This window comes from Pseudomonas sp. R62 (assembly GCF_000257605.1).
Classification (GTDB): Bacteria; Pseudomonadota; Gammaproteobacteria; order Pseudomonadales; family Pseudomonadaceae; genus Aquipseudomonas; species Aquipseudomonas atacamensis.
In genome coordinates this window covers 1,242,519-1,252,418 of record NZ_JH635998.1, presented here as the reverse complement: position 1 = coordinate 1,252,418, position 9,900 = coordinate 1,242,519, and the positions used below count along the sequence as shown (strand labels likewise).

The window sequence follows — 9,900 nt, the reverse complement described above, 5'->3', positions numbered from 1 at the left end:
GTGTTCACCTCCAACGCTGCCTTGCAGAAGGTGCGCTGGCTGCTCAATGCCGAGAAGGCCGGGCACACCGGCAGCCTCGACCCGTTGGCCACCGGCGTGTTGCCGCTGTGCTTCGGCGAGGCGACCAAGTTCTCGCAATACCTGCTCGATTCCGACAAGGGCTACGAGACTCTGGCGCAACTGGGCAAGACCACCACCACGGCCGATGCCGAAGGCGAGGTTTTGCAGGAGCGTCCGGTGACCGTTGGTCGCGCCGATGTCGAAGCGGTTCTGCCGAAATTTCGTGGGCAAATCAGTCAGATACCGCCGATGTACTCGGCACTCAAGCGTGATGGCCAGCCGCTGTACAAACTGGCACGTGCAGGCGAAGTAGTGGAGCGCGAACCGCGTTCTGTTACTATTGCGCGCTTGGAATTGCTGGCCTTCGAAGGCGATACTGCGCGGCTTGCGGTGGACTGCAGCAAGGGCACCTATATTCGCACCCTGGTGGAGGATATCGGTGAGCAACTCGGTTGTGGTGCGTACGTCGCAGAATTGCGCCGGACCCAGGCCGGGCCTTTCACCCTGGCGCAGACCGTGACCCTCGAAGAGCTGGAAGCGGTACATGCCGAAGGCGGCAACGAAGCGGTCGATCGCTTCCTGATGCCATCGGACAGCGGCCTGCAGGATTGGCCGTTGCTGCACTTCTCGGAAGCGAGCGCGTTCTACTGGCTCAACGGCCAGCCGGTACGTGCCCCGGATGCGCCGAAGTTCGGCATGGTGCGGGTACAGGATCACAATGGTCGTTTCATCGGTATCGGTGAAGTGAGCGAAGACGGGCGCATCGCGCCGCGTCGCTTGATTCGGTCAGAATGACCGGAACCGGTCTGCGTTAAGCGGGCCGGCGAGTGTGGCTGTTAACAGGCATGGTCACTACTCATTTATAGATACAGGGATTTGTCCCTGGCCTGTTGAAGCTGTTTCCCTGAAACAGTTTCCTGATAAGGAAGGATTGCCTCATGGCTCTCGACGTTCAAGAAAAAGCTCAAATCGTTGCTGACTACCAGCAAGCTGTTGGTGACACTGGTTCGCCAGAAGTGCAGGTTGCACTGCTGACCGCCAACATCAACAAACTGCAAGGTCACTTCAAGGCCAACGGTAAAGATCACCACTCCCGTCGTGGTCTGATCCGCATGGTTAACCAGCGTCGCAAGCTGCTGGACTACCTGAAAGGCAAGGACGTAAGCCGGTACGCCGCGCTGATCGCTCGCCTGGGTCTGCGTCGCTAATCAGCGATTGCGCTATGAGGTTGGTGGTCTGTCGGGCGTCAGCGGTTTTCCGCTGGCGCCTTGCAGGCTCCCAGCCTCAAGTTTTATCTGCAGCATGGCTTTACCTGTAGCACCCGGACAATTGCCATCGGGCCGATTCCCGAGATTGCCCAAGAATTCGCAAGAAACCGTTTCCCCCAAGAGCCACAAAGAAGGTAGGACACCGTGAACCCGGTAATCAAAAAATTCCAGTTCGGTCAATCGACCGTTACCCTCGAGACAGGCCGTATCGCCCGTCAGGCCTCCGGCGCAGTATTGGTCACCGTTGACGACGACGTTAGCGTGTTGGTGACTGTTGTCGGTGCAAAGCAAGCCGATCCGGGCAAGGGCTTCTTCCCTCTGTCCGTTCATTACCAGGAAAAGACTTACGCCGCCGGTAAGATCCCTGGCGGTTTCTTCAAGCGTGAAGGCCGTCCTTCCGAGAAAGAAACCCTGACTTCCCGACTGATCGACCGTCCGATCCGTCCGCTGTTCCCAGAAGGCTTCATGAACGAAGTGCAGGTTGTCTGCACCGTCGTTTCCACCAGCAAGAAGACCGATCCGGACATCGCTGCGATGATCGGTACCTCGGCTGCCCTGGCCATTTCCGGCATTCCGTTCGACGGCCCGATCGGCGCCGCTCGCGTGGCTTTCCACGAAAGCACCGGCTACCTGCTGAACCCGACTTACGAGCAGCAGGCCGCTTCGAGCCTGGACATGGTCGTTGCCGGTACTTCCGACGCCGTGCTGATGGTTGAATCGGAAGCCAAAGAGCTGACCGAAGACCAGATGCTGGGCGCGGTACTGTTCGCTCACGACGAATTCCAGGTTGTGATCAACGCAGTTAAAGAACTGGCTGCCGAAGCCGCCAAGCCAACCTGGAACTGGGCTCCTGCGCCAGAAGCCACCGAACTGCTGGGCGCTATCCGTGCCGAGTTCGGCGATGCGATCTCCCAGGCTTACACCATCACCATCAAGGCCGACCGTTACGCTCGCCTGGGTGAGCTGAAGGACCAGGTGGTTGCCAAGCTGTCCGGTGAAGAAGGCCAGCCAAGCGCTGCTGAAGTCAAAGCCGCCTTCGGCGAAATCGAATACCGCACCGTTCGCGAAAACATCGTTAACGGCAAGCCACGTATCGACGGTCGCGACACCAAGACTGTACGTCCGCTGAACATCGAAGTCGGCGTTCTGCCGAAGACTCACGGTTCGGCACTGTTCACCCGTGGCGAAACCCAGGCGCTGGTTGTGGCAACACTGGGCACCGCCCGTGACGCGCAACTGCTGGACACCCTGGAAGGCGAAAAGAAAGACCCGTTCATGCTGCACTACAACTTCCCGCCGTTCTCGGTAGGCGAGTGTGGTCGCATGGGTGGCGCCGGTCGTCGCGAAATCGGTCACGGCCGTCTGGCCCGTCGTTCGGTTTCGGCCATGCTGCCAGCCGCTGACGTGTTCCCGTACACCATCCGCGTGGTGTCGGAAATCACCGAATCCAACGGTTCGAGCTCGATGGCTTCCGTGTGCGGTGCTTCCCTGGCACTGATGGACGCTGGTGTACCGATGAAAGCACCGGTGGCCGGTATCGCCATGGGTCTGGTTAAAGAAGGCGAGAAGTTCGCCGTCCTGACCGACATCCTCGGCGACGAAGATCACCTGGGCGACATGGACTTCAAGGTAGCCGGTACCGCCAAAGGCGTGACTGCGCTGCAGATGGACATCAAGATCAAGGGTATCACCGAAGAGATCATGGAAATCGCTCTGGGCCAGGCCCTTGAAGCGCGCCTGAACATCCTCGGCCAGATGAACCAGATCATTGGCCAGTCGCGTACCGAGCTGTCGGCCAACGCTCCGACCATGATCGCGATGAAGATCGACACCGACAAAATCCGTGACGTTATCGGTAAAGGTGGCGCGACCATCCGTGCGATCTGCGAAGAAACCAAGGCTTCGATCGACATCGAAGACGACGGCTCGATCAAGATCTTCGGCGAAACCAAGGATGCTGCAGAAGCTGCTCGTCAGCGCGTTCTGAGCATCACTGCAGAAGCCGAGATCGGCAAGATCTACGTCGGCAAGGTTGAGCGCATCGTCGACTTCGGCGCATTCGTAAACATCCTGCCGGGCAAGGACGGTCTGGTGCACATCTCGATGCTGAGCGACGCTCGCGTAGAGAAAGTCACCGACATTCTGAAAGAAGGTCAGGAAGTGGAAGTGCTGGTGCTGGACGTGGACAACCGCGGCCGTATCAAGCTGTCCATCAAAGACGTGGCAGCTGCCAAAGCTTCGGGCGTTTAATCACCCCAACGCTTTAGCGCAATGAAGATGCCCCCGCCGTGCAAACGGCGGGGGTATTTTTTTATCTGAAATAAAGAAATTGTAGTTCTCAAAAGAAAACCATCAGACAACCCACAAATTTGCCGCAGCTCGAGACCGGTGCTAGGTTTAGCCCACCGCCCGTGTAGCTCAGCCGGTAGAGCAGCGCACTCGTAACGCGAAGGTCGCAGGTTCGATTCCTGTCTCGGGCAAAAAATTTTCGCCTTCGGTTTTATGCGTGGTGTTGGAGGTATTCGTTCAGTGCTTGACGTGTCAGATCATTCAACGACACATTTTGACGGGTTGCCGCCAGAGCCGCTGCTAAATGCAGATCGTGACCTATGCGAACATTGAACGATCCTTTGCATGGGATTTCAGGCTTCTGCCCGAGCTGCTCACAGGTTTGTAAATAGTCATCTACCGCCTCGCGAAAGGCTGCTTCCAGTTCAGCCACCGTTTGTCCTTCATAATTAACCAGCGCCCTGATGAAAAGGAGTTTTCCGAACAGGCACTTATCTTCCGTGCTCGCCTCGATAGAGCCAACATAGCCTTTGTAGTGCAGCTGGGAACTCATGGAATCAGGCCTCCTGTTTTCAGTTGCTCGATAATCTGGCGTCTTGCGTATGTTTTGATTTCATTTCCGGGATGTGGCTTGTGCAGGTTGATCAATGCGCTCGGATTCCCGTTGTCGAATTTGATCCTGCTACCGGATCCTTCCAGCTGAGAGTAACCAAGACGCGCCAACAGAGTGACAAGCTCGGACCATGTGAATGCGCTTCGGCCGTTGACTAGTTTGGCGAGAAGTTTTTCAGTCTTTGACATGCTGGCCTATGATTGCAACTGAATATAGTTGCCTGTGTTTGGGCGGTCAATGTGAAGGTTTTGTTCGTCGTAACCTCAAAAGCGATGGGTGAGGATTTATACGCAGTGGATTTCGCGCATGGAAACAGGAAACTGTAACCAAGCGCATACCACCCTTCATTTCATTCCCCCGGTTGCACTGGCTTGCGTCTCTGTTAGGATTCCTTCGTACCAGACAAGCAAGCACCGTTGTTTTCAGATGATCCACGAATGGTCCTGAAGGCCAGGAAAAACCGAGCTTCCAATGGCTTCCTGCGTCAGAGAGATCCTTGATGATCCAGATCCATCCTCCATTCCTAAGATCAGCGAGAACCCCATGACTGAATTGACCCAAGAGCAACGCCACGAACAAGCGCTGGAAAAATACCTTCTGGATGTGCCGGAACTGAAGGATGAGATCAAGGACCTGAGTCCCGATGATCAGAAAGACCAGATCCAGTGGTCCTTCGAAGACGAAGCCGAAGCGCAGGGCTTGCAGCCGTGGGAGCTGACCCTCAAGTACACGAGCACGCCGGAGGAATTCGAGGCGCAGCGCCTCGTGCTGCATAAGGAAGCGGCGGAAGTATTGGGTGTTGAGTGGGAAGAGTACTGCGAGATGAATAACCTGGTGGTCTGAACAAAAACGCCAGCCTCAACTGGCTGGCGTTTTTTCTTGCGCGAATGCTCAGAGGCTCAAGCGCATCGACAGATCCACCGCTTTGACATCCTTGGTCATCGCACCAATCGAAATGTAATCCACGCCCGTTTCGGCGATCGGCAGCAGCGTGCTTTCGTTGATGCCGCCGCTGGCTTCCAGTTTCGCTTTGCCGGCGGTCAGGCGAACCGCTTCGCGCATGTCGTCCAGGCTCAGTTCGTCGAGCATGATGATGTCGGCGCCGGCTTCCAGCGCCTGCTTCAGCTCTTCAAGACTTTCCACCTCGATCTCAACCGGTTTGCCCGGGGCGATCTTGTGTGCGGCGGCCACGGCTTCGGCGATGCCACCACTGGCGGCGATGTGGTTTTCCTTGATCAGGAAGGCGTCGTAGAGACCGATGCGATGGTTGTGGCAGCCGCCGCAGGTTACGGCGTATTTCTGTGCCAGACGCAGGCCGGGCAGGGTTTTGCGGGTGTCGAGCAACTTGACCTGCGTCTCGCCGACGAAGTCTGCCAGGTACTGCGCGCGCGTCGCCACGCCGGAAAGCAACTGGAGGAAGTTCAGCGCGCTGCGTTCACCGGTCAGCAGTGAGCGCGCCGGGCCTTCCAGATGAAACAGCGGCTGATTGGCTTTGACCCGCTGGCCGTCGACCACTTGCCAATGCACCGCCACGCGCGGATCGAGCTGGCGAAACACCGCATCGACCCACGCGGTGCCGCAGATGACGGCGTCGTCACGGGTGATGATGGTGGCTTTGGCCAGGCGTTCGGCCGGGATCAGTTGCGCGGTGATGTCGCCGCTGCCGACGTCTTCGAGCAACGCACGGCGCACGTTGTTTTCGATTTCGGCGGTCAGATCGGCGAGACGTAGATTCGGCATAACGGACTCCACAAACAAAGTGGTTCGATTATAGGGGCAGGGCGTGAGCCAACCCAAGGCGAGAACGTGCGTGCCTGGCGCATCTGGTCGATTTTCCTGCGCTGAGTGCGAGGTGTATGGCGTATAGGGGAAACCCTGAGGCCTATAGCATCGTCGGCCTCTTTTGCCAGATAATCCGCCTTGTATTTGACGTCATGGCTTTGACGAACGACTCCGCTGAGGCAGTGTCGAAAGCGACGAACCGAATCACCGTTCCAGGAGGCTTGGATGCGCAACGACGGGAAAGTGGTGCCTTTGCACCGGGCGACTGCCGATCTGGCGGACCACTCGCCGCTTGCCCGCTTGCCGGTGATTCTGCTGCAGGTTCGCGACAAGGCTGCGCAGCAGCTGCGCCACGATTTGCAGGAGCTGTTCGATAACGCCGACGACACGCTGTTCGAAATGGCCGACCGGGCGCGCAACGACGTCGATCAGAACATCTTTTTCGAAGCCATGCGCGACCTGCGCCTCAAGCGCAAGAATATCGAGCGCGGCTTTCTTGAACTGTTCTTTGAAGCCTTCGCCGGCCTTACCCAATACGACCCCGCCGCCAACACTCTGCCACGCACGCCGGTGGTCGAAGAGTCGGCGCCGCGCACCGATGCCATGGAGCGTACCGTGGCCGTGCAGACCATGGTCAGTCGCGTGCTCAAGCGCGACGGCTTCGCTCTCGATCAACTGACCGCACGCTTCAGCTCGATGCTCGGCAAGCGTCTGGACGATCAGCACAACCCGCTGAGTCCGGCGATGCTCTGCGAATATTTCCTGCAGGCCGGGCGTAACCTCGGCGTCGAGATCAAGGTCAAGCTGATCCTGCTCAAACTGTTCGAACGCTATGTGCTGGCCGACACCGAGCAGCTGTATGGCGAGGCCAATCAGCTGTTGCTCGCCACCGGCGTGTTGCCACATCTGAAGCCCGCCGTGGCTCGTCGCATGGTCGAGCCTGCGGACAGCGACACATTGATTGAAGATCTCGACGAGCCGCCAGCGGACGAAGGCATCGAGCAAGTGTTCGCCGCGATGCAGCAATTGCTCGCCCAGGTGCGCGGCCGCGTCACACCGACCCTGGAGCCCGGCGCCCCGGCGCATCCGATCAACACCCGCGACCTGCTGCGGTTGTTGTCGCACTTGCAGCAATACGTACCGGCGCTTGAGGCTCAGGAGGATTTCGATCTGCGCCATCAGCTCGAACAACTGCTGACCCGGGTCAGCGTCAGAAGTGGCCGCTCCCGCGTCGTCGCGACTGCTGACGAAGATGTGATCAACCTGATCGCCATGGTCTTCGACTGCATCCTCGACGATCGCAACGTGCCTGACGCGCTCAAGGCGCTGATCGGCCGATTGCAGATTCCGATGCTCAAGGTCGCCGTGCTGGACAAGAGTTTCTTCAGCCGCAGCACGCACCCGGCGCGGCGCCTGCTCAACGAAATCGCCGAGGCCGCAATGGGCTGGAGCGATTGCGACGGCGCTGAGCGCGACAGCCTCTACGTGCGCATCGAGCAAGTGGTGCAGCGCTTGCTGAGCGAATTTGTCGACGACCCGGCGATCTTCTCCGAACTGCTCGCCGACTTCCTCGCCTTCACTCAGGAAGAGCGCCGCCGCACCGAACTGCTGGAACAACGCTTGCGGGATGCCGAGGAAGGCCGGGCGAAGGCCGAGCTGGCTCAGCATCGCGTTGCGCAGGCGTTGCAACAGGCGCTACTGGGCAAAGTGCTGCCGGCGACGGTGGTGAGTTTCGTCCAGCAGGCCTGGAGCAAAGTGCTGTTGCTGACCTGCCTTAAGCACGGTGATCAGTCCGCCGAATGGCACGCCGACGTGCAGACCATGGAACAGTTGGTCTGGAGCGTGCAGCGCCATGACGACGGCGAATCCAGCCTGCGCCTGCTGGCACTGGTCCCGGGTTTGCTCAAGTCACTGCGCGATGGCCTGAGCAGCACCGCGTTCGACCCGTTTGCCACCAGCGAATTTTTCAGTGAGCTGGAGGCTCTGCACGTACGCGTGCTGGAGCGTTCCGACGATGCCGAGCACAGCGCCATGCCGCTGATCGAAGTCACGCCCGAGGTCTTGCAGCACAGTGCCGACCAGGCAGCAGCCACCCCGGCGCCGCGCCTGGCGCAAGACGCTGCCGGTCTGTCTCAGGTCGAGCAGTTGCGTGTGGGCCACTGGGTGGTGTTCGACGCAGACGACGAACAGACCTTGCGTTGCAAACTCGCCGCGATCATCGAAGAGACCGGCAAATATGTCTTCGTCGACCGCACCGGGACGAAGGTGCTGGAGCACAGCCGCACCGACCTCGCCTTGGCTTTCAGCCGTGGCGCCGCCCGTGCGCTGGATGACACCTTGCTGTTCGACCGCGCACTGGAATCGGTGCTGGGCGACCTGCGGCGACTCAATCGCGGCAAGTGATCGCGCGGTGAGGGTGGATCGCGGCATACTGGGCGCCCACATGGTCGGCGTTGAAGGAATCGGTATGCAGTTGGATCCCGCGAGCGGGTGGTGTCATGGCGTGCAGATCTGCCCGTCGCCCAACTTCAATGAGCGCCCGGCGGGCGAAGTGTCCCTGTTGGTCATCCACAACATCAGCCTGCCGCCGGCGCAATTCGCCACGGGCAAGGTTCAGGAATTTTTCCAGAATCGTCTGGATGTCACCGAACACCCGTACTTTGCAGGCATCGCTGACCTGCGCGTCTCGGCGCATTTTCTGATCGAACGTGACGGCAAGGTCACCCAGTTTGTCTCTTGTCTGGAGCGGGCGTGGCACGCAGGGGTTTCAGTGTTCGAGGGTCGTGAAACCTGTAACGATTTTTCCGTCGGCATCGAGCTGGAAGGCACCGATGATCTGCCGTTTACCGATGAACAGTATCGAGCGTTGACTGCGCTGACCCGGCAGTTGCAGAAGCGCTTTCCGGCGATCACCGCTCAGCGTATCTGTGGCCACAGCGATATCGCGCCGGGGCGCAAGACCGATCCGGGACCGGCATTCGACTGGGCACGCTACCGCGCAGCCCTGGCAAAAGAGGAAGGACAATGAGTTTTCTGGTGTTACTGCTGGCGGTGTGGATCGAGAAGTTTTCGGCCCTGCGCCATCGGCTTCAACGCGACGGCGGATGGATCCGCGAACTGCACAAACTCGAAAACAGCAAACGGCTGGCCAGGCAACCGTGGCTGGTGCTGACGATTCTGGTGCTGTGCCCGGTGGCGTTGCTGGCGCTGTTGCTGCTGGTGCTGGAACCGGTGGCGTACGGTTTGCTGGCGCTGCCGGTGCATTTGCTGGTGGTGATTTACAGCCTCGGGCGTGGCGACCTGCTCGGCGGCCTCGGACCGTTCCGCGATGCCTGGCGCCGTGAGGATCTGCAAGCGGCGGCCCACGTGGCCAAGCGCGACCTGGACATCTGCGCCGACAGTGGCGAGCAATTGCTTGAGCAAGTGCAGGGGCATCTGCTGTGGCAGGCGTATCAGAGTTTCTTCGCGGTGATCTTCTGGTACTTCCTCCTCGGGCCGGTGGCGGCATTGGCTTATCGCTTGTTGGCGCTGGCCGAAGAGCACGGCTGCAATCCGGCGCTGGTCGAGCGTGCTGCGCAGTTGCGTCATGCCTTCGATTGGGTGCCGGTGCGCTTGCTGGCGGCGAGTCTGGCATTGGTCGGCAACTTCGTCGCGGTCAGCCGGGTGATGCTGCATGAGCTGCTGAACTGGAACATCAGCGCTGCGCAGTTGATCAACAAGGTCGGCCTGGCAGCCGGGGAAGTTCCACCGCCAGTGGTCGGCCCGGACGGCATCAACACCCTCGATTGCCTGTGGGAATTGCTGCTGCGCGCGGCAGTGCTGTGGTATGCCGGGTTTGCCTTGTGGACGGTTCTGGTTCACTGATAAGCCAAAGTGAAACTCATTGTG

The 9,900-nt window shown here is 59.3% G+C and carries 10 protein-coding genes and 1 tRNA gene; 8 read left to right on the top strand and 3 right to left on the bottom strand.

All coding sequences use genetic code 11. The annotated features are described in order from the left end of the window. The 4 genes from truB to OQK_RS07030 form a co-directional block, all read left to right on the top strand. A partial coding sequence (gene truB / locus OQK_RS07045) for a tRNA pseudouridine(55) synthase TruB (RefSeq protein ID WP_016771752.1) occupies positions 1-855 on the top strand: 855 nt, incomplete at its 5' end. Positions 856-998: 143 nt separating this feature from the next. Beyond that, positions 999-1,268 carry a 30S ribosomal protein S15 gene (gene rpsO / locus OQK_RS07040; protein ID WP_016771751.1) on the top strand — a complete coding sequence of 90 codons (270 nt, stop codon included), beginning with the start codon at positions 999-1,001 and terminating at the stop codon, positions 1,266-1,268. A 204-nt stretch (positions 1,269-1,472) separates the two neighbouring features. Next, positions 1,473-3,578, top strand: a complete 2,106-nt coding sequence (pnp, locus tag OQK_RS07035) for a polyribonucleotide nucleotidyltransferase (RefSeq protein ID WP_016771750.1) — start codon at positions 1,473-1,475, stop codon at positions 3,576-3,578. A 157-nt stretch (positions 3,579-3,735) separates the two neighbouring features. After that, positions 3,736-3,808 (top strand) — tRNA-Thr (locus OQK_RS07030). A 20-nt stretch (positions 3,809-3,828) separates the two neighbouring features. Here OQK_RS07030 and OQK_RS07025 read toward each other — a convergent pair. Further along, positions 3,829-4,170, bottom strand: a complete 342-nt coding sequence (locus OQK_RS07025; protein WP_016771749.1) for a type II toxin-antitoxin system HicB family antitoxin — start codon at positions 4,168-4,170, stop codon at positions 3,829-3,831. After that, positions 4,167-4,418 (bottom strand): type II toxin-antitoxin system HicA family toxin, encoded by a 252-nt coding sequence (locus OQK_RS29120; RefSeq protein ID WP_081489836.1) that lies wholly within the window; start codon positions 4,416-4,418, stop codon positions 4,167-4,169. The genes OQK_RS07025 and OQK_RS29120 overlap by 4 nt, the downstream gene beginning before the upstream one ends. A 355-nt stretch (positions 4,419-4,773) precedes the next feature. Between OQK_RS29120 and OQK_RS07020 the strand changes: the two genes are divergently transcribed. Beyond that, the gene (locus OQK_RS07020) at positions 4,774-5,073 is read left to right on the top strand and encodes a DUF6388 family protein (protein WP_016771748.1); all 300 of its coding nucleotides are present in this window, start codon (positions 4,774-4,776) and stop codon (positions 5,071-5,073) included. A gap of 48 nt (positions 5,074-5,121) precedes the next feature. On the opposite strand, the gene nadC is transcribed toward OQK_RS07020, so the two are convergent. Next, positions 5,122-5,970 carry a carboxylating nicotinate-nucleotide diphosphorylase gene (gene nadC, locus OQK_RS07015; protein ID WP_016771747.1) on the bottom strand — a complete coding sequence of 283 codons (849 nt, stop codon included), beginning with the start codon at positions 5,968-5,970 and terminating at the stop codon, positions 5,122-5,124. 267 nt (positions 5,971-6,237) lie between these two features. Between nadC and OQK_RS07010 the strand changes: the two genes are divergently transcribed. From OQK_RS07010 to ampE, 3 genes are all read left to right on the top strand, one after another. Next, a complete protein-coding gene (locus tag OQK_RS07010; protein ID WP_016771746.1) occupies positions 6,238-8,415 on the top strand; it encodes a DUF1631 domain-containing protein in 2,178 nt (725 codons plus the stop codon). A 64-nt stretch (positions 8,416-8,479) separates the two neighbouring features. Next, positions 8,480-9,040 (top strand): 1,6-anhydro-N-acetylmuramyl-L-alanine amidase AmpD, encoded by a 561-nt coding sequence (gene ampD / locus OQK_RS07005; RefSeq protein WP_016771745.1) that lies wholly within the window; start codon positions 8,480-8,482, stop codon positions 9,038-9,040. Further along, complete coding sequence (gene ampE / locus OQK_RS07000; protein ID WP_016771744.1) at positions 9,037-9,876, top strand: regulatory signaling modulator protein AmpE; 840 nt, start codon at positions 9,037-9,039, stop codon at positions 9,874-9,876. Before ampD ends, ampE begins: the two co-directional genes overlap by 4 nt. The last annotated feature ends 24 nt before the right edge of the window (positions 9,877-9,900 follow it).

Bases quoted from the DNA above. Each gene is read 5' to 3' on its own strand.
- rpsO (WP_016771751.1), top strand. From the start codon at position 999: ATGGCTCTCGACGTTCAAGAAAAAGCTCAAATCGTTGCTGACTACCAG.
- OQK_RS07025 (WP_016771749.1), bottom strand. From the start codon at position 4,170: ATGAGTTCCCAGCTGCACTACAAAGGCTATGTTGGCTCTATCGAGGCG.
- OQK_RS29120 (WP_081489836.1), bottom strand. From the start codon at position 4,418: ATGTCAAAGACTGAAAAACTTCTCGCCAAACTAGTCAACGGCCGAAGC.
- OQK_RS07020 (WP_016771748.1), top strand. From the start codon at position 4,774: ATGACTGAATTGACCCAAGAGCAACGCCACGAACAAGCGCTGGAAAAA.
- nadC (WP_016771747.1), bottom strand. From the start codon at position 5,970: ATGCCGAATCTACGTCTCGCCGATCTGACCGCCGAAATCGAAAACAAC.
- OQK_RS07010 (WP_016771746.1), top strand. From the start codon at position 6,238: ATGCGCAACGACGGGAAAGTGGTGCCTTTGCACCGGGCGACTGCCGAT.
- ampD (WP_016771745.1), top strand. From the start codon at position 8,480: ATGCAGTTGGATCCCGCGAGCGGGTGGTGTCATGGCGTGCAGATCTGC.
- ampE (WP_016771744.1), top strand. From the start codon at position 9,037: ATGAGTTTTCTGGTGTTACTGCTGGCGGTGTGGATCGAGAAGTTTTCG.